The sequence below is a fragment of the Proteiniphilum sp. genome (genome assembly GCF_034331125.1).
Taxonomy (GTDB): Bacteria; Bacteroidota; Bacteroidia; order Bacteroidales; family Dysgonomonadaceae; genus Proteiniphilum; species Proteiniphilum saccharofermentans.
Genome location: NZ_JAXQGC010000058.1, coordinates 114808 through 132862, shown reverse-complemented (window position 1 = coordinate 132862; position 18055 = coordinate 114808). Strand labels below are relative to the sequence as shown.

Sequence of the window (18055 nt, the reverse complement as noted above, 5' to 3'; positions counted from 1 at the left end):
AACATATTTTTAAGCGCTGTCATCTGTCTCCCATAGAGGGCATATATGTAAATAATTGTTATTCTATTCGTTATATATTGTTCTCTGGTCGCTTGTATCATTGAGTAGATGTTTAATTTTCTTTAATGCAAAAGATCAAGGATAAAAAAAGAGGATAAAAAACAATTGTTCCATCCTCTTTTCGTCCTTTTTTGAGAAAATTATTTTCTGATCCCCAGTTCCTTGATAATGGAACGATATCTTTCGATATCTGTGTCGATCAGATAATCGAGTAAACGACGACGTTTACCGACTAAAATTTTCAATGCTCTTTCTGTGCTATAATCTTTTTTGTTTGACTTGAGATGCTCAGTCAAATGCGAAATACGGTAGGAGAACAATGCTATCTGCGCTTCTGATGAGCCAGTATCAGTGTTGGACTTCCCGTATTTGGCGAAGATTTCCTTCTTTTTAGCAGAATCTAAATACATACTGATTTGTAAATAATATAATTGTATAAAACTTTTGGGTTGCAAAGGTACACCTAAATTTGCTAATTCCAAACAGTTTTGCAATTTTCTTTAGTTGCAATCACTATATCATCAAATCATCACTACCTGTCCCGATTTATCGGGATCATTCCGCTCTTCGCCGTAATTTCCCGCTCAATCGTTTCACGGCATCCATTATTTCCTGATTTGGTTCAATTACGTTATATTCGCCCCAGAAGTCAGGATCAAGAAAATGTTCCACCTTTTCAGCGATTACATCAGTAGACCTGATCCGTTCGTTACGGGGGAATTTCACCACATTGTTGTCATATCTGTCGGTAATAGCCATTTCCGAGCCGATAGTGTAGGTAGTGGCAAACAGGCCGAAGAATCGGTTTGTCCATCGCACGCGGAATGAAACTTCAGTACTGCTATAATTAAAGAACCACTTTCCGTTATTTTCAGTAAAATCCACTACATATTGTGCCTTGCTTACTTCCACCCTCATCTTGGATGGTTTTCGTCTGATAAATATATTAGCTGCATCTTTGCGGTCTTCCACATTCATATTAAATTCCATACGGGCGAAGGCGAGGGATGCAGCATCCAGATAAATATTTCCCCTGAACAGGATTTCTTTTATTCCCGGATGGGGTGCAAATGAAATGATATAGTGTGGTTTGTCGTTGATATTAATCAGTCCCTCGATATGAAATTGATACTCTGATGCATCTGTTCCGAAAACGATCTCCGGGTTTTTAGCAATATCAAGCATCAACGCATCGCTGATACCTCCCTGAAATTTCAGAAGGACGGTGTCGCGGGGAGAGATATCGGTGGCCTTGCGTCCAATATATATCTTGGCCTGATCATTACTATATGAACTATAGGTAGCTTTATATATATCCAGTACCGTCTCCACCAGCGAGATATAATTCGATCCCTTCTTAACTGATTCACGATAGAAAGCAACCATCATATGAGGATTATCGGGATAATTCTGCGGAATGCGTTGCAATGCCTCTTTTATTAACTCTTTACCGTCACCCGATACCACGACGACCTCACTCAATTCAATGGGAGAAGGCTTTAAAGTGATATGGTTGTTTGGATTATCGATCAGTGTAATTATCGGGATATTCCGGTTTTCATATCCCAGATATCGGATAAGCAGTTGTGAATTTTTTGTAGAGGCCGGGACACGAATGGAAAAATATCCATCCTGATTGGTAACGCTCGATACATTCACCTGTTGTGCCGAAACACTTGCATTCACCAGCGGCTCATTGGTGTCGCCACCAATCACCCTGCCTCTAAGCAGATAGGTGGAATCCGGCTGAGCAGTATTTCCGGAAAACAGGCTCGAAGTCGATAGGAGACAGAGAAATAGAAGCAGACGGAATAAGTTGTTCATACCAAAATAATTAAGAGTGTGAGACAGGTAGTATCGTGATGTTTAGCAGTCGGTTTATTTAATATACAAAGAAAACAAATTAGGAGAGATTTTTTGGATGTATAACGTTTTTTAACCTTGCGGATTGCTCTATCGGGAGCTGCGTTGGAAGATTTGGAAATGTTGCGCTAGAGAGGGGAGAGGTATTTGTGGAAATGGTTGATGATTCCGGGAAAAATCTTGTAAATTTGTATCGAAATAATCCTAAAGAAGAGGTAAATGGTTTATAGATATGATTTTCTGGTGATCGGCTCGGGTATTGCCGGAATGAGTTATGCACTGAAGGTGGCAAAACATGGAAGAGTAGCTATTGCGGCAAAGAATTCCCTTGAAGATGCCAATACATATTATGCCCAAGGGGGAATTGCCTCTGTAACTAATCCGTGGGATAATTTCGAGAAGCATATAGCCGATACGTTGGATGCCGGAGCAGGGCTTTGTGACGTGGAGGTGGTGGAAAAAGTGGTGCGTGAAGCGCCTGATCAAATCAGAGAACTGATAAGATGGGGAGTTGATTTTGATAAAGATGATAAAGGCAACTTCGATCTCCACCGGGAAGGAGGACATTCTGAATTTCGTATTTTGCATCATAAGGATAATACCGGGGCAGAAATCCAGGACAGCCTGATTGAAACTATCCGAAAACATCCTAATATCGATGTCTTTGATCATCATTTTGCGATTGAAGTGCTTACGCAGCATCATCTGGGGCAGGTGGTTACAAGGCATACTTCGGGTATTGAATGTTATGGAGCCTATATCCTCAATCAGGAAACCAACGAGATCGATACTTTTCTTGCCCGGGTCACCATGATGGCCACAGGCGGGATTGGCTGTATTTATCAGACCACCACTAATCCGCTGGTCGCTACAGGCGACGGTATTGCTATGGTAGCGCGTGCCAAGGGTGAGATCAAAGGGATGGAATTTGTGCAGTTTCACCCCACGGCATTGTATCATCCCGGTGCACGCCCTTCGTTTCTTATTACCGAGGCGATGCGTGGCTACGGAGGTGTGTTGAAGACACTCGACGGGAAAGAGTTTATGCACAAATATGATGATCGGGGCTCGCTTGCTCCCCGTGATATTGTTGCTCGTGCAATCGATACCGAGATGAAAGAGAAAGGTTTTGAGCACCTTTTTCTGGATGTAACCCATAAAGAGCCTGAAGAGACCCGGAAACATTTTCCTACCATTTATGAAAAATGTCTTTCCTACGGGATTGACATTACTAAAGATATGATCCCTGTGGCTCCTGCGGCTCACTATTTGTGTGGAGGGATTAAAGTGAATATGGATGGGGAGACGAGTATCAGTCGCCTTTATGCTAACGGAGAGTGTGCCTGTACAGGACTTCATGGGGCTAACCGGCTGGCATCTAATTCCCTGATTGAAGCGGTAGTTTTCGCCGATGCTGCGGCAAAACATTCTATTCCGCTCTTCAGGCAGTACCCGTTCCGCGAAGATATTCCCTCCTGGAATGCCGAAGGGGTGACCTCTCCCGAGGAGATGGTGTTGATTACGCAGAGTTACAGGGAAGTAGGACAGATCATGTCGTCTTATGTAGGCATTGTTCGTTCAAATTTGCGTTTGCAAAGAGCGCTTAGCCGGTTGAATATCTTGTTCCGGGAAACTGAGGATCTCTTCCAGCGTTCTGTGGTATCGCGTGATATTTGTGAATTGAGGAATATCATCAAGGTGGGATATATGGTTATTAAGCAGGCTATGGTACGAAAAGAGAGCAGAGGATTACATTATACCGTTGATTATCCCGGCCAGAATCCCGATTCGGTACTTTAAGATTCAAAATTCAAGATTCAAGATTCAAGATTCAAACTTCTCAACTTCTTGACTTCTTAGTTCTCAGTTCTACAATTATTGAAAGAATGAAGACAATTAATATAAACGGTCAACTGCTTGATTTTTCCACACCCCGTGTGATGGGTATTGTGAATGTCACTCCCGATTCCTTCTTTTCAGGTAGCAGGACAGAAGCTGCCAACGAGATTATAAAGAGGTGTGCCCGGATAATCAGAGAGGGCGGGACAATAATCGATGTGGGCGCACAATCCTCTTCTCCTGCCTCCCGGTTTCTCGATGCAAAAGAGGAGACCGAGCGGCTGATGCCTGCTCTGAAGTTAATCCGTAATGAATTTCCCGATACGATCCTTTCTGTGGATACATTTTATGCTGATGTGGCGAAGGAGTCCGTAGAAGAATATGGAGTGAATATCATCAACGACATTTCGGGAGGGCAGATAGATGAACGGATGTTTCCGGTTGTGGCTCAACTGAATGTTCCTTATATTCTGATGCATATGCGTGGTACACCGCAGACAATGCAGCAGTTTACCCATTATGACAATTTTATTCAGGATATCCTCTATTATTTCTCTGAGCGTAAGGCAAAATTGAATCAACTCGGAGTAAGTGATGTGATCATAGACCCCGGTTTCGGATTCAGTAAAACAATCTCTCAAAATTATGAATTGATGGCTTATCTGAAATATTTTCATATCTTTGAGGAACCTATACTGGTAGGAATATCGCGAAAATCGATGATCTACAAACTGCTCGGAACTACACCTGAAGAAAGCCTGAACGGTACATCCGTGCTCAATGCGGTGGCGTTGCTTTCAGGAGCTGACATCCTGCGGGTGCATGATGTGAAAGAGGCTGTAGAATGCGTGAAAATCATCGAAAACATTGCATTTGATTCATAAGAAAATATGTTCTCACATTTTGGAATAAAAGATTTCATTGATGTAGTGCTGGTAGCGCTACTTCTTTACTACCTGTTCCGGTTGGTGAAGATCTCGGGGATGCGTCCACTCTTTCTCGGAATCCTGGTTTTCATGGTAATCTGGATTCTGGTCTCACGGGTATTTAATATGGTATTGCTCGGATCCATCCTTGACCAGTTTGTGAGTGTGGGACTTTTCTTATTGGTAATCCTTTTTCAGGATGAGATCCGACGTTTTCTGATGTCACTCGGTTCCAAAAAAGGGTGGAACTTTATCACAAAACTGTTCTTTCCTGATAAACAGAAGAATGATAAGTCGTACCTGACACCTATCGTGCTTGCGTGTATGAACATGTCAAGAACCAATACAGGAGCACTGATTGCTATTCAGGGTGATCTTCATTTAGGCCTTTATGAACAGACCGGTGAAATTGTCAATGCCGATATATCGTCGAGACTTATCGAGAATATATTTTTCAAGAACAGCCCTTTGCATGACGGGGCCATGATCGTTGTCGGAAAGAAGATTAAAGCTGCGGGATGTATTTTGCCTATCTCTCAGAATCCCAATATTCCCACTCATCTTGGATTGCGTCACAGGGCCGGATTGGGAATATCTCAGGAGACCGATGCGAAAGTGATTATCGTTTCCGAAGAGAGAGGGAAGATATCGTTTGCATCACAGGGACGACTTAAGATGAATATTTCACCGGAGGATCTGCAACGCTTGTTGTTGGAAGACTAACCTAATGTGTCGTTGTGATTAATTACTAATTTGTAATTGGTAATTTTCAATATTATGATTTTAAAAGAACTTTCCCTTATTAATTATAAAAACCTGACTCAGGCAGATCTTACTTTGTCACCCAAGATGAATTGTTTCATCGGAAACAATGGAATGGGGAAGACCAATCTGCTCGATGCCATTTATTATCTCTCCTTTTGCAGAAGTTACACCAATCCTGTGGATTCGCAGATCATAAGACATGGTGAAGAGGTTTGTTTGTTGCAGGGGAAGTATGAGTTTGAGGATGATACCAAAGAGGAGGTCTATTGTGCTATCCGTCGCCGGCAAAAGAAACAGTTCAAGCGCAATAAGAAAGAATATGAACGGCTTTCAGACCATATCGGGTTAATTCCTCTGGTAATGATATCTCCGGCCGATAATGAACTGATTACAGGTGGAAGCGAGGTGCGCCGCAGATTTATGGATATGGCTGTATCCCAGTTTGACAAGGAGTATCTGCGTGCTTTACTAAGGTATAATAAAACATTACAGCAACGCAATGTGTTGTTGAAAAATGAGGAATCGCTTATCGATTTCACTTTGTTGGATCTCTGGGAAGAGCAGATGGCCGAAGCCGGAGCCTTCATTTATAATAAAAGGAAAGAATTTATTGAGGAATTTACTCCTATCTTCAATCAATTCTATGCGAATATCAGTCAATCGGGAGAACAGGTCTCCTTTAGCTATACTTCTCAATTGGATGATGCTGATTTCCTTGAAAAGTTGAGACATAACAGGCAGCGTGATGTCTATCTCGGTCATACTTCGGTGGGTATTCACCGTGATGAACTGGAGATGTTGCTTGATGGCTATCCTATCAAAAAGGTGGGATCACAGGGGCAGAACAAGACCTATTTTGTTTCACTGAAACTGGCTCAGTTTCACTTCCTGTTGAAAACGGGCAGGACAACGCCTATCCTGTTGTTGGATGATATTTTCGACCGACTTGATGCGAAAAGGGTGGAGGAGATTGTAAAATTGGTTTCAGGATCGGAATTTGGACAAATATTCATATCGGACACCAACAGGGGATCGCTTGATAAGATATTGGCGAGGGTTAATAACAACTCACATATCTATTCTGTAGTGGATGGCGAGATAAACCTGATGAAAGATTAGTCTGTATGCAGAAGAAAAATGCTCAATCGTTGTCAGAAGCACTCTCCGATTTCTTTAGTGAGAATAGTGCACTCAGGGTAAAGATGGCGCAACAGCGTGTTATCAGGGGTTGGAGTGAATTGTTTGGAGAAGGGATAGCCAGGTACACCGGCAATCTCTATTTCAACCGTGATACCCTTTACGTCCATCTTACTTCAGCTGTGTTACGCGCTGAGTTGATGATGATCAAAGAGGAACTGATTAAAAAATTGAATGAACATGCGGAGATGACTGTTGTGCATGATATTGTGTTTCGTTGACTTTTGGGAAATGATCTGCCTAAAGGAAAACCCAGGCTTTAGAAAAAAGCGGAAACCCCTAAATAGATCCCTTCCGGATGAGGAGAATTTGTGTGTTGCACTAGGTCGTAGTTCAGAGTGACATGCGATCTTCCCAGACGGAAACCGGCTCCTACTACCAGTGAAGGTACAAGTCCCCTGTCCATTATGGAATCCTTTGTTGTCCTGGAGGTAAATTTAGCCCAGATATAATTTAGTTCGGGTTGTGCGAACAGGGTGATGAAGTTTACCGGATAGAAATAACCAAACAGGTTTGCGCCCAGTAAATTATTCCTTATTTCATATTCGTTAGTACGAGCTCTGGTATAGTAGTATTTGACCCCTGTACCAGCCATGAAATAATCATTGAATTGGTAGCCTATCTGCGGCCCAAAACCCAGATTTGTGTAGTTACTGCTTATCGATAGGCCCAGGTTAGCTCCAAAACGGAGTTTGCTTTTGTCGAAAGTGGCAGTCTGGTCGGGAGACACCCTGATGGTGTCGTATGTGATAATCTGGGCCCCGGCTGACAGAGCTGAGAACAGGAAAAAAAGAAAAAACAATCGTTTCATACGATCATCGTTCTAAGGTCGTATGTCAGGCAAATCATGCCTTACTCTCCCTGTGTGCCTTCTTCTGGTTGGGGTTGAGCGGGCATTTGCGACGGAACAGGTATTTCAGGAGTTACATTCGGTGCTGTGGAAGGATTCAGCGGAGCCGGTTGTTCTACTTCTATCTGAGATTGCGGAACGTTTGAATGTGAGGTCGTGTATTTGGCCGTCAGGATACTCAGAACAATGATCGTACCCGCCAATGTCCATGTGAACTTCTCCAGGAAGTCAGTTGTTTTACGGACACCCATAATCTGGTTCGATGATGCGAAACCGCTTGCCAGTCCTCCTCCTTTGGATTTTTGCACCAATACGGCGAAGATCATCAAGATCGCTGCCAATACAATAAGGATTGTGATGAAAATATACATATCTTATTTATCTTTATTTTGTTCAAATAAATTTGACGTTACTCATTTGGCTTGACGAGAACGTTCAATACTAATCAACAATTCGAGAAAACGAATTTGGTGCGCAAAGTAAACACTTTTTTTTGGAAAATTCAAACTTAACCTTTTAATTATTGTGAGCGCCTGTTCATATTTCTTTTGTTTGATGTATATCCTGGCAAGTGTTTCTGTCAGGAATTCGCTCCCACCCTCTTCTTTTTCCTCTCTTTCCTGTTTCGTTTCGGTTGGGGGTGTATCCTGTGGAACGAATAGTATATCTGATTCCGCTTTTTCGATAAACGCATCGATAATATCCTGATGTTGTAATTTTTGGTATTCAGTGTGATCAGAATTGCCGGTCCCCCCGCCCAGCGATTTCAGATAGGAAAAATAGTCCGTCGTAGCCAGATTCAACTCTGCATTTTCTACGGTAGGCTCAATCATCTCTCTTTCCCCGAGCGACGAAAGGAATGATTCAAGTAACTCTTCTGTTCTGTCGGCTCTTTTTAAGTGAATTCCCTTATCTGTCTTCAGTAATTTCCCGTATTCCTCCTGGTAGATAAGGTAGAACAGTTTCCTTCTGTCATTGCACAAAACAGCTGTTCTGCCCAATTCTTCTTCATACCCCTGGTTGTCAATCAGGTTTAAATTCTTTGTGTATAGTAGCCTGGCAGTATGAAAATAAGGATACTTCCCCACTACCGTTTTTAATTCTTCCAACGTGGAAGTGTCCAGCCTTTCCGGATTTTCCATCCAGTTGTATAGATCTTCCTTTTGCATATAATTACCAGTTTGACATGGTGGCGTTGAATATCTGATCTACAATTTCGTCGATGAGCTCATTAATAAGTTGGTCCTGTACAGTGTCAAATACCTCATTACTGGAGAACGTGCGGTTCGCAGATATCCTCTCCTCTATTTCGGGATCATCTGTTTTATTATTCCGGAATCGCATCCTTACCGTCATGGTTAGTCGTGTTTCGGAAGCGAACGCATCCTCCTGTACAGCCAGGGGTGTTAATTCATACCCTACAATCTCTCCTTCGATTTCCATGTCTCCGTTTTGGTTTACCAGTTGCAGACGCGTGTTGCGGGTAAACATATCCTTCATCTCCTCATTGAACTTTTGTTCAAGAGGGGGATAAACCAATGGTGCCTGATTGACGAAGTGTCCTATCTGGAGCGTTTTGGTGAGATCATAGTTGATGGAGGTACCCCTGAAGGAGTAGGATATACGACATGAACTGACAGAGATCAGTAATAACAGGAGGATGAAAATATTTTTCTTCATAATCTTAACCTAAGAGTGAGTACTCCTTAATTTTGCGGTAAAGTGTGCGTTCGGAAATACCCAGATCGTTAGCTGCCAACTTTCTTTTTCCATTATGCCTTTCCAGCGCTTTCATGATCATCTCCTTCTCCACATCACTGATTGATAACGCACTTTCTTCATATTCGGTAGCTTCCTGAATATTATTTCTCTCGGGTTCATCCAAAGTGATCTTTTTGGGCATGGCCTCATATTTCACGGGAACGGAAACCCGGGTGTTGTCGTTTGTAATGATAGATGAGGAATGATGCATTTCGTTTGAGGATGCATTATATGAAGAATGTTGCGCCGAATCCTCCATAATGCTTTTTACTACACGTTTCAGGTCAGTGATATCCTTCTTCATGTCGAACAGCACCTGATAGAGTATTTCCCGTTCATTGGCGAATGATTTTTGTTCCGATTCATGTATCTGATGTACCGAAACGGGTAACATTCCTACTTCATTGTTTGGCAAATACTTTTGAAGTATATCGGCTGTGATGAGACGTTCCTGTTCAATGACCGATATCTGTTCCGTGATATTCTTCAGTTGACGTACATTCCCGGGCCAGCGATAGCTTTTCAGTTTCTCTTTTGCGTCATCGGTCAGTGTGATGGGGGGCATCATATATTTTTCAGCACAATCGCCTGCAAATTTCCTGAACAATAGAGGAATATCCTCTGCCCGGTCGCGCAACGGCGGGATGCGGATGGGTACTGAATTGAGACGGTAATAGAGATCTTCCCTGAATTTTCCTCTCTCTACTGCCTGTACCATATCGAGGTTGGTGGCTGCTACCACGCGTACGTTAGTCTTCTCCACCTTGGAGGATCCTACTTTGATGAACTCTCCGCTCTCTAGTACGCGAAGCAGGCGTGCCTGTGTCGGGAGTGGAAGCTCGCCCACTTCATCGAGAAAGAGTGTGCCGCCGTCGGCCACTTCAAAATAACCTTTTCTGGTGCCCGTGGCACCGGTAAACGAACCCTTTTCATGTCCGAACAGTTCCGAATCAATGGTACCTTCGGGTATCGAACCGCAGTTGATGGCAAAATAGGGGCCATGCTTCCGATTACTGTACTGATGCACAATTTGCGGAAAATTCTCTTTTCCGGTACCGCTTTCCCCGGTGATAAGCACCGAGAGGTCGGTGGGAGCCACCTGTAAAGCAACGTCGATAGCACGATCCAGCTTAGGGTCATTACCAATGATCCCAAAACGTTGCTTCACCTGTTGTAAAGAGTGTTTTGCCATAAGCGTGCTGTTTTTTTGAATATTCAAAGATATGAACTTTTTCGTTAAGCGAGTACAGAGCAAATTTATTTATATCCTAAAGCGTATGTTTCTTCCTTCAGGTATTGTCCCAAACGTGGTATGTTGTCTTTAAACGATGCTATCATATCCGGCATAATGGGATTCCCCAGCGTGATTACCATTTCTTTTCCCTTTTTGTTATATAATTCATGGCACAGCCTAAGGGTACGCACTTTATAACCAAATATTTTTGAAAGATAAAACGAAAGGCTATTATGTCCGGAGATATGCATCGGGATGACCGGTACTTTCGTTTTCTGGATAATCTTGACAACTGCCGGTTGCCACTCCCGGTCTTCAATCACCAGTTTTCCTTTCTTAAAAATAAGATTCGACACAGCTCCTGCGGCGAAAAAACCCAATGGAAATCCTGCCTTTACATGGGCGATACTCTCTTTGATGCCGGCATAGGTGATACTGTTTTTCTCAGCATATTTCATAGGGTTTACCGTAATGAAATTCTCTGCCATCGTATCGATCAATCCGAGAATAACATTCACCATCATTTTATAATTATGTACCCGGCTGCCCACGGTCTCGATCGCAGCAATTCCGTCGACATGTCCGTAAGGATGATTGGATACTGTGATGAAGGGACGATCCCGGAATTCATCGAGTACCTCCGTGTTTCTTACCGTACGGGTGATTTCGAGTTTATCCAGCACATCTTTACAGAAATCGGGTCCGGTAAGATGTTTAGATCGGTTGTAAATTTCATTCGGAACATGCAATGCAGATATTTTTATACCCAAGTCTATCAATTTGTCTCCGTATTTGCCCCTGAATACAGGGTGCAGACTACGCAACTCTTCGCGACTGATCAGTGTTTCTTTCATTAATTCCGCACCTGTTTAGTTTATTTAATTCAAAAGCCACATCATTCAGGATGAAGTGGCAATTGAGTGAAAAAATGGCGACAGTTTTACTTTGTTATGAGAACTCTTGAATGAGTTTTATAATTTGTTTGCCGATTTCTTCCGCCTCCTCCATGGAATGTGCTTCCGAATAAACACGGATGATGGGCTCAGTGTTCGATCTTCTCAGATGCACCCATTTGTCGGGAAAGTCGATCTTCACTCCGTCGATATCGGTTATCTGCTGGTCACTGAATATCTCTTTCACCTTATTCAGGATCATTTCCGTATCAATACCGGGTGTGAGTTCTACCTTTTGTTTTGCCATAAAATAGACCGGATATGACTTTCTTAATTCCGAAGGTGTTTTCCCCGATTTGGCGAGATAGGTGAGGAACAGGGCAATACCTGCGAGTGCATCGCGGCCGTAATGTAAAGCAGGATAAATGACGCCGCCGTTACCTTCTCCGCCGATCACCGCATTTGTCTCTTTCATTTTAGTTACCACATTTACCTCTCCTACAGCCGCAGCATTATATTCTCCGTTCCTGGCACGTGTAACATCTCTCAGTGCACGGCTGGAACTAAGGTTAGATACTGTATTACCGGGCGTATGTTGCAAAACATAGTCTGATACGGCCACGAGCGTGTACTCTTCTCCAAACGGCTCACCGTTTTCACAATAGATCGCCAACCGGTCTACATCCGGATCCACGGCAAAGCCTACGGATGCTTTGGAGCTACGTGTGAGTGATGCCAGTTCCGTCAGATGCTGTGGTAATGGTTCAGGATTGTGTGAGAAATTGCCATGTGGTGCACAGTGGAGCTTAAATATCTCCTTCACTCCCAAGGCATATAATAATTCAGGGATAGCAATTCCGCCGACAGAGTTTACACAATCTATTGCCACCCGGAAGTTAGCAGCCTCTATGGCTTTTTTATCCACTAAATCGAGTGACAGGACTTGTTGGATATGTTCGTGGAGGTATTGCTTCTGGGTGACTTTCCCCAGCTCATCAACAGGAGAAAATAAAAAATCTTCCGATTCGGCAATGGAGAGAATTTCTTCTCCCTCGGCTGCACTGAGGAATTCCCCGCTGCTGTTTAATAGTTTCAGGGCATTCCACTGTTTAGGGTTGTGGCTGGCTGTAATAATGATACCTCCGGAAGCATTTTCTTTTTCAACGGCGATTTCGGTGGTAGGGGTTGTGGCCATCCCGATATCGGTAACATCACATCCCATTCCTATCAATGTGCCGGTGATGATACGATGCACCATCTCTCCTGAAATACGGGCATCTCTCCCTACAACAATACAGGGTTTTTGCTTTTGTGACTGTTTTTTGATAAATGCGGCATAAGCAGCCGTAAATTTTACGATATCGAGTGGGGTCAGATTTTCGGTGACTATCCCGCCGATTGTTCCTCTTATCCCGGATATGGATTTGATTAATGTCATAAAAGATTCTCTTTATCAATTATAGATTTTGATGCTGATCTAAAGATGCCAGCCGAAGATGATACCTGTTTCTTTCGTTTATGGGATCGTTGCCGGATTACGATCACCACTGGTTCTCGAATCTGTATTCCACCTGTTCGTAATAGGTGGGTTGATAACTGGATTGGTCGTACGTTGAACCCATCTCGAAAGGAACGATCAGTTTTACTTTTCCCCTATGACCTACATAGGACAGGGGGACAGCCCATCCTGCGGTTGAACTTGAATAGGCGCTTAATGTTGTCGAATTAACCGGACCAAAATATTCCAACTCTTCAGAAAAAGTACTCTGGTAATTGGAGTAGCGGATTGTATCGTCGGTCGCGAAATAATGCAACCCTTTAAAACGGATATATATTTTCTCCCTCCATTGAGGTCTGTGTGTAGTGTCACCAAGGTCAATGATATTAAAATAGACGCCTGTATTCGGATCTTTATAAAATTCATTCTCACCGAATACACTATCTACCGGAAATTCCCTAAGGATCTCGAAATTATTTTTCGATATTAAGAGATCAATTGCCTTTTTCTCGTCTTTCAGATAGTCAGCATATGTTTTCCTGTTATTGCAGGAGGTAGTCAGGATAACTAAACTGACAAAGGTGAGAACTATGGAATGGAATAGTTTCATATAATTGTTTTTATTTAGAATCAAGAACCAAGATTAGCCTAATGTGCTAATTTATTAATCCCGACTTGTCGGGATAAGCACATTATGATTCTGAACAGCCTACAAAAATACACAATCTGCTTCAAATAAACAGAGGTTGCGCTGAAATAAACATTATCTATTCTTAAAAATGGGTTAAAGCTTGTCTGCCATACTTTTTAATTTCTCTTCGTATGACTTTAATCCTTCCTTGAAAACACGGATTGCTTCTTCAAAAGTGCCGTAGAATTCTCCCCCCGAGGCATTGAGGTGACCTCCTCCATTAAAGAAATCGGCTGCAAATTCATTACAGGGGAAAGATTTCTGGGAGCGGAATGAAAGCTTGATAAGATCATCATCTTCCCGAATAAAGGTAGAGAAGAAAATACCCTTGATACTGAGAGGATAATTCACGAAACCCTCAGTATCTCCCTTGCTGAAACGAAATTGAGCCTGGTCTTCCTTGGAGAGATAAAGAAGTGCCGAATGCAGTTCCGGATATACTTCCATTCGTTGCAATAAGGTAAATCCAAGCAGGCGAAAGCGCTCTTCGGAGTAATTATCGAATACCAGTGAATAAATGGCATCCTTATTGATATTTTTTCGAAGTAACAGGCTGATGATCTCAAAAATCTCGGGATCGTTTGAATTGTATGTAAAACTGCCGGTGTCGGTCATCATACCGCAATAGATACATTCTGCCTCTGCCTGTGTCACCTCCTCATACTTTCCCGCCTGCAAAAATAATCTGAACAGAAGTTCGCTTGTGGATGATATTTCGGGATGTGATACTGTAATGTCGAAATTTTCTCCGGGAAGAAGATGATGGTCAATCAGGATTTTTTTTGCAGGAGATTTATCCAGGAAAGGTCCCATATCTCCCACTCTTTTGGATATGTTGTAGTCCAGCGAAAAGATGAGATCGGCATGCATGAGTATATGTTGCCCGGCAGCGGGATTATATTCATATACTTCAATTTCCCTGGCTCCCGCCATCCATTTCAGGAAATAGGGAAACGAGTTGGGTACAATGATCTTTACGTTTTTGTTTCTTCTCTTCAGGAAATGGTAGAGTGCGAGTGAAGATCCCAATGCGTCGCCGTCGGGAGAGCGGTGGGTGGTGATGACGATCTTTTCTGCCTTGGCGATGGCATCCATAACCTGCTCTACTTTTTGGGGCTGAATCACATTTGAGATCGATACTGTAGAATTCATTTTTGTCTCTGTCATTTGATAGAGCGACAAAATTACTAAAAATTTAGCGAAAAGGCGCCTTTTTCCGTTACATCGTGTACCTCTATGCCCAGGGTTCTACACTCTTGTGCTATTCTGACGGCCGCATAACGGGGTAGTGAACTGTCTAAGACAATCTTCGAGGGACGAAACAGGGCGAGCAACTGTTCGATATCAAAGGATGCCTGTTGTGAGAGGATCAGAATATCTAAAGGGAATTGTTTATCCGTATGATAAGTAGTGAAATCCGCATCCGATAGCAGGAAAATCCGCTTTTCAGGATGAGAAATAAAGCTGTTTTCCGGGATCTCTGTAAAATGTCGTTTGTTATTATGAAAAATGGCGATCTCACTCTGGCCGGGACTATTGAATACGGTGAGTTGCGGTGCCGGGCGGGTCAGGTTTTTATGAGTAACTGTAAACTGAAAAAGTAGTAAAGCTGCCAGGGAGGTAATAAGCGGTCGGGCATGGCGTGAAAAAAGAAACCGGGTAAAGGAGTAAATAAACAGCAGGAGCAGTATAAGTTGGAGAAAGGATATTTTTTTGTCGGAAATCTGAGCAAAAGGGATCGATTCGGAGATGTAAACGATCCTCAATAATAGTTCTATCAGTCTTTTTTCTACCCATTGAAAGAAAGTATACAACACCGTGATGAGATCCCATTCTAAGGAACGGAGTAATCCAAAAATAATAAGTGGAAAAGTTACATAAATAATGATGCCGACCAGAGGTACGACCAGCATATTGGTGATGAAAAACCAGGTGGGGAATGTACCGAAATGGTAAAGTACCAGGGGAAAAACGCCTAACTGTGCTGCTGTGGTGATACAGAACAGATTCCATATATATTTCACAACTTTGTTCGGGGGGCGGTAGAGCCGGTTTAGTAACGGATTAAAAAAGAGGATAGCGAACACGGCAGCAAAACTCATCTGAAATCCCACGTCGAATAGATAAGATGGCTGGAAAATGAGAATAAGAAACGCTGCTGCAGCCAGTGAATTATAGGTAAATCCGCTACGATGATACAGGTTTCCCCAGCTAAACAGGGTAAGCATGATGGCTGCACGGACTATTGATGCCGACATTCCCACTATGAACACAAATGCCCACAGGGTTAAAATAACCAGCCATTGACGGATAATGAATCCGTAGCCGCTTTTTCCAAAGAACGAGAACAATAGACTGATAACTGCATAAATGATTCCCACGTGTAGCCCGCTTAATGCCAGGACATGTGCTGTCCCCGATGCCCTGAATGCCTCTTGCAGATCGTTGGAGAGGTGTACCTTGTAGCCGAGGGTAAGTGCGCAGATAAATGCATATGCGTCGTTTTCCAGGTCGAATGAACGATAGAAGTCAAGTGCCTTGGCCCTGAACCGTTGAGTCATAATCGGGATGCTCTTCGTCTCTCTACCGGTTTTCTGCCAGTCAACCGCAGGAATATAGCCTGACCCTGCGAATCCTTTGTTCTTCATATATCCGGCATAATCAAAATCATCCGGATTACCAAAATTCCTGAATGGTTCTACTTTGGACAGAAAGACAATTTCATCGCCGGGATTTAATCCCCTGGCTTCGTCGGTCTGCTCTAAATAGAGAATCACCTTCTTTTTTCCGGGAGAGGCTGTTTTTACATTAACCGCAATACTCCGTGGTTTCACCTCCGGGATGTCGAGCACAACACCGAGGTTATATTGGCCGTAATCCGGAGGAGAGAGTTCTGCGGACTCAATATGTTGCCGGAACTGGTATAGAGACAGGGAAAAAAGGAAGAGGCAGACACCTGCTCCGAACAGCCATCTGAACCTGAATTGATCGTCGGGACGGATAAAAAATGATAACAGCATAAGTGACAACCCGGCCAGGGCTGTCGGTAACGATACGGATAGAATTCCGGGAAAAATCGCTCCTGCAATGATACCGAAAATCAAGGGAAGCAAGAGGCGGAAAAAAGGTGTTTTTCCGATCAATGCATTCATAAAGATTAGACTGTTTCGTTAAGCAATAGGACAGAAACATGTCTGCCTGCATTCTGCCATGGTAAATGCTCTGTAAAGAAAAGCCGGATACCTTCTTTTTCCTGGTAAAAGGCGATTTTACAGCATTTTTAATTGGTGGATGGTTTCCTCAGGATGCTCAGAAGAGAATACAAAACTACCGGCAACCAACACATCGGCACCTGCATCTACCAACCTTTTACCTGTTTCCAGATTTACTCCACCATCTACTTCAATCAGGGTAGAAGTTTGCTGTCGCAGGATCATCTCTTTGAGCATGGCTGTTTTCCTGACGGAATGCTCAATAAATTGTTGCCCGCCAAACCCAGGGTTCACTGACATCAAAAGTACCATGTCCAGGTCGGGAAGGATATCTTCGAGTACCGAGACGGGGGTATGCGGATTCAGGGTGACACCCGGCTTCATCCCTTTTTTCCTTATCTCCTGTACCACCCGGTGCAGGTGTATACAAGCCTCGTAATGCACATTCATGTAGGTCGCGCCCGTAGCAGCGATTTCATTGATAAACTTTTCAGGTTGTACGATCATCAGATGTACATCCAGCGGTTTTTTGGTTACTTTTTTCAAGAGGTCGATCACCGGAAATCCGAAGGATATGTTGGGCACGAAAACTCCATCCATGATATCCAGGTGGATCCAATCGGCCTCGCTGCGATTCAGCATTTCGATGTCTCTTTCAAGGTTCAGAAAATTAGCCGCCAACAGCGACGGCGCTACCATTGTGCCCATACGTTTCAAAGTTTATAGATTCAAAGTTAGTAAAAAATGATTACAGGGCAAAATCGTCTTTTCTTCTTCTATTGAAAGGAAAAAATCAAAATCAATTTCAAAGATCTTACTTTCACCGGGTCGTAAAGAAGGAGTAATCGCCTATAACATCTATATTCATATTGGCTATCGCTTCTGCCGCACTGCCTAAAACTGGAGTTCCGGCGACTTCTGTTACTTCGGTACCATTAAGGCTGACAGGTATTCCCCATCCGTCTGTTGTTTTAGGGCCATAGAGGTTGGATTCAGACGTGTGGAGATAGAAATCTCCGATATTACCGAGGCTGGCAGGTGGAGCGAACATACCGCTGTAAATAGTATTTCCGTCGTCACCTTTGACATTTTGGATTCCTTGCATATCCTGTTCGTTTTGCAAACTTTTTCTTTCTCCTAAAATCATTCCGGTAGTAAGTAATGCACCCAAACCTGCCGCACTCAAAAATAGAATTACTTTTTTCACTTCGCTTGATTTTTAATAAAATGTTATTCACCAAAGAAAGGGCATTCGCAAACATAATA

19 protein-coding genes are annotated in these 18055 nt (G+C 43.0%); 5 read left to right on the top strand and 14 right to left on the bottom strand.

Annotated elements, in window-relative coordinates; genetic code table 11:
* Positions 1–200: 200 nt before the first annotated feature.
* Positions 201–470 carry a 30S ribosomal protein S15 gene (rpsO, locus tag U2P89_RS14275; RefSeq protein WP_076928515.1) on the bottom strand — a complete coding sequence of 90 codons (270 nt, stop codon included), beginning with the start codon at positions 468–470 and terminating at the stop codon, positions 201–203.
* A 145-nt stretch (positions 471–615) separates the two neighbouring features.
* A complete protein-coding gene (locus U2P89_RS14270) occupies positions 616–1884 on the bottom strand; it encodes a carboxypeptidase-like regulatory domain-containing protein (RefSeq protein ID WP_313381634.1) in 1269 nt (422 codons plus the stop codon).
* A gap of 258 nt (positions 1885–2142) precedes the next feature.
* Here U2P89_RS14270 and nadB point away from each other — a divergent pair, with 258 nt between their 5' ends.
* The 5 genes from nadB (at position 2143) to U2P89_RS14245 (ending at position 6871) form a co-directional block, all read left to right on the top strand.
* The gene (nadB, locus tag U2P89_RS14265) at positions 2143–3723 is read left to right on the top strand and encodes an L-aspartate oxidase (RefSeq protein ID WP_322191706.1); all 1581 of its coding nucleotides are present in this window, start codon (positions 2143–2145) and stop codon (positions 3721–3723) included.
* Positions 3724–3809: 86 nt separating this feature from the next.
* Entirely contained in the window at positions 3810–4646 is an 837-nt protein-coding gene (gene folP / locus U2P89_RS14260; RefSeq protein WP_091904926.1) for a dihydropteroate synthase, read from the top strand.
* A 6-nt stretch (positions 4647–4652) separates the two neighbouring features.
* The gene (gene cdaA, locus U2P89_RS14255) at positions 4653–5411 is read left to right on the top strand and encodes a diadenylate cyclase CdaA (protein ID WP_091904928.1); all 759 of its coding nucleotides are present in this window, start codon (positions 4653–4655) and stop codon (positions 5409–5411) included.
* A 54-nt stretch (positions 5412–5465) separates the two neighbouring features.
* Complete coding sequence (recF, locus tag U2P89_RS14250) at positions 5466–6572, top strand: DNA replication/repair protein RecF (RefSeq protein WP_091904929.1); 1107 nt, start codon at positions 5466–5468, stop codon at positions 6570–6572.
* A gap of 5 nt (positions 6573–6577) precedes the next feature.
* On the top strand, positions 6578–6871 hold the full coding sequence (locus U2P89_RS14245) for a DUF721 domain-containing protein (RefSeq protein ID WP_091904933.1): 294 nt from the start codon (positions 6578–6580) through the stop codon (positions 6869–6871).
* Between the two features lie 38 nt (positions 6872–6909).
* On the opposite strand, the gene U2P89_RS14240 is transcribed toward U2P89_RS14245, so the two are convergent.
* The 12 genes from U2P89_RS14240 to U2P89_RS14185 all read right to left on the bottom strand — a co-directional run bounded on the left by U2P89_RS14240 (position 6910) and on the right by U2P89_RS14185 (position 17996).
* Positions 6910–7461, bottom strand: a complete 552-nt coding sequence (locus tag U2P89_RS14240) for an outer membrane beta-barrel protein (protein ID WP_091904935.1) — start codon at positions 7459–7461, stop codon at positions 6910–6912.
* A 41-nt stretch (positions 7462–7502) separates the two neighbouring features.
* The gene (secG, locus tag U2P89_RS14235; protein WP_091904938.1) at positions 7503–7871 is read right to left on the bottom strand and encodes a preprotein translocase subunit SecG; all 369 of its coding nucleotides are present in this window, start codon (positions 7869–7871) and stop codon (positions 7503–7505) included.
* A 42-nt stretch (positions 7872–7913) separates the two neighbouring features.
* A complete protein-coding gene (locus tag U2P89_RS14230) occupies positions 7914–8669 on the bottom strand; it encodes a tetratricopeptide repeat protein (protein WP_139298010.1) in 756 nt (251 codons plus the stop codon).
* A 4-nt stretch (positions 8670–8673) separates the two neighbouring features.
* Positions 8674–9180: an LptE family protein gene (gene lptE / locus U2P89_RS14225; protein ID WP_091904944.1), complete on the bottom strand. Its 507-nt coding sequence runs from the start codon at positions 9178–9180 to the stop codon at positions 8674–8676.
* A 4-nt stretch (positions 9181–9184) separates the two neighbouring features.
* A complete protein-coding gene (locus tag U2P89_RS14220) occupies positions 9185–10453 on the bottom strand; it encodes a sigma-54 interaction domain-containing protein (RefSeq protein ID WP_091904947.1) in 1269 nt (422 codons plus the stop codon).
* Positions 10454–10518: 65 nt separating this feature from the next.
* The gene (locus U2P89_RS14215) at positions 10519–11349 is read right to left on the bottom strand and encodes a hypothetical protein (RefSeq protein ID WP_091904950.1); all 831 of its coding nucleotides are present in this window, start codon (positions 11347–11349) and stop codon (positions 10519–10521) included.
* 94 nt (positions 11350–11443) lie between these two features.
* Positions 11444–12826 (bottom strand): phosphoglucosamine mutase, encoded by a 1383-nt coding sequence (glmM, locus tag U2P89_RS14210; RefSeq protein WP_322191705.1) that lies wholly within the window; start codon positions 12824–12826, stop codon positions 11444–11446.
* Between the two features lie 103 nt (positions 12827–12929).
* On the bottom strand, positions 12930–13496 hold the full coding sequence (locus U2P89_RS14205) for a DUF4827 domain-containing protein (protein ID WP_091904953.1): 567 nt from the start codon (positions 13494–13496) through the stop codon (positions 12930–12932).
* A gap of 174 nt (positions 13497–13670) precedes the next feature.
* A complete protein-coding gene (locus U2P89_RS14200; protein ID WP_416188644.1) occupies positions 13671–14744 on the bottom strand; it encodes a DHH family phosphoesterase in 1074 nt (357 codons plus the stop codon).
* Positions 14745–14764: 20 nt separating this feature from the next.
* Entirely contained in the window at positions 14765–16729 is a 1965-nt protein-coding gene (locus U2P89_RS14195) for a ComEC/Rec2 family competence protein (protein ID WP_091904956.1), read from the bottom strand.
* Positions 16730–16846: 117 nt separating this feature from the next.
* On the bottom strand, positions 16847–17497 hold the full coding sequence (gene rpe / locus U2P89_RS14190; RefSeq protein WP_091904959.1) for a ribulose-phosphate 3-epimerase: 651 nt from the start codon (positions 17495–17497) through the stop codon (positions 16847–16849).
* Between the two features lie 112 nt (positions 17498–17609).
* Positions 17610–17996: a hypothetical protein gene (locus U2P89_RS14185; RefSeq protein WP_139233484.1), complete on the bottom strand. Its 387-nt coding sequence runs from the start codon at positions 17994–17996 to the stop codon at positions 17610–17612.
* Between the last annotated feature and the right edge of the window lie 59 nt (positions 17997–18055).

Excerpts from the sequence above, each read along its gene's own strand:
- U2P89_RS14205 (WP_091904953.1), bottom strand. The coding sequence starts at position 13,496 with ATGAAACTATTCCATTCCATAGTTCTCACCTTTGTCAGTTTAGTTATC.
- glmM (WP_322191705.1), bottom strand. The coding sequence starts at position 12,826 with ATGACATTAATCAAATCCATATCCGGGATAAGAGGAACAATCGGCGGG.
- lptE (WP_091904944.1), bottom strand. The coding sequence starts at position 9,180 with ATGAAGAAAAATATTTTCATCCTCCTGTTATTACTGATCTCTGTCAGT.
- rpe (WP_091904959.1), bottom strand. The coding sequence starts at position 17,497 with ATGGGCACAATGGTAGCGCCGTCGCTGTTGGCGGCTAATTTTCTGAAC.
- U2P89_RS14220 (WP_091904947.1), bottom strand. The coding sequence starts at position 10,453 with ATGGCAAAACACTCTTTACAACAGGTGAAGCAACGTTTTGGGATCATT.
- cdaA (WP_091904928.1), top strand. The coding sequence starts at position 4,653 with ATGTTCTCACATTTTGGAATAAAAGATTTCATTGATGTAGTGCTGGTA.
- nadB (WP_322191706.1), top strand. The coding sequence starts at position 2,143 with ATGGTTTATAGATATGATTTTCTGGTGATCGGCTCGGGTATTGCCGGA.
- U2P89_RS14230 (WP_139298010.1), bottom strand. The coding sequence starts at position 8,669 with ATGCAAAAGGAAGATCTATACAACTGGATGGAAAATCCGGAAAGGCTG.
- recF (WP_091904929.1), top strand. The coding sequence starts at position 5,466 with ATGATTTTAAAAGAACTTTCCCTTATTAATTATAAAAACCTGACTCAG.
- U2P89_RS14240 (WP_091904935.1), bottom strand. The coding sequence starts at position 7,461 with ATGAAACGATTGTTTTTTCTTTTTTTCCTGTTCTCAGCTCTGTCAGCC.
- folP (WP_091904926.1), top strand. The coding sequence starts at position 3,810 with ATGAAGACAATTAATATAAACGGTCAACTGCTTGATTTTTCCACACCC.
- secG (WP_091904938.1), bottom strand. The coding sequence starts at position 7,871 with ATGTATATTTTCATCACAATCCTTATTGTATTGGCAGCGATCTTGATG.
- U2P89_RS14270 (WP_313381634.1), bottom strand. The coding sequence starts at position 1,884 with ATGAACAACTTATTCCGTCTGCTTCTATTTCTCTGTCTCCTATCGACT.
- U2P89_RS14200 (WP_416188644.1), bottom strand. The coding sequence starts at position 14,744 with ATGACAGAGACAAAAATGAATTCTACAGTATCGATCTCAAATGTGATT.
- rpsO (WP_076928515.1), bottom strand. The coding sequence starts at position 470 with ATGTATTTAGATTCTGCTAAAAAGAAGGAAATCTTCGCCAAATACGGG.
- U2P89_RS14215 (WP_091904950.1), bottom strand. The coding sequence starts at position 11,349 with ATGAAAGAAACACTGATCAGTCGCGAAGAGTTGCGTAGTCTGCACCCT.
- U2P89_RS14245 (WP_091904933.1), top strand. The coding sequence starts at position 6,578 with ATGCAGAAGAAAAATGCTCAATCGTTGTCAGAAGCACTCTCCGATTTC.
- U2P89_RS14195 (WP_091904956.1), bottom strand. The coding sequence starts at position 16,729 with ATGAATGCATTGATCGGAAAAACACCTTTTTTCCGCCTCTTGCTTCCC.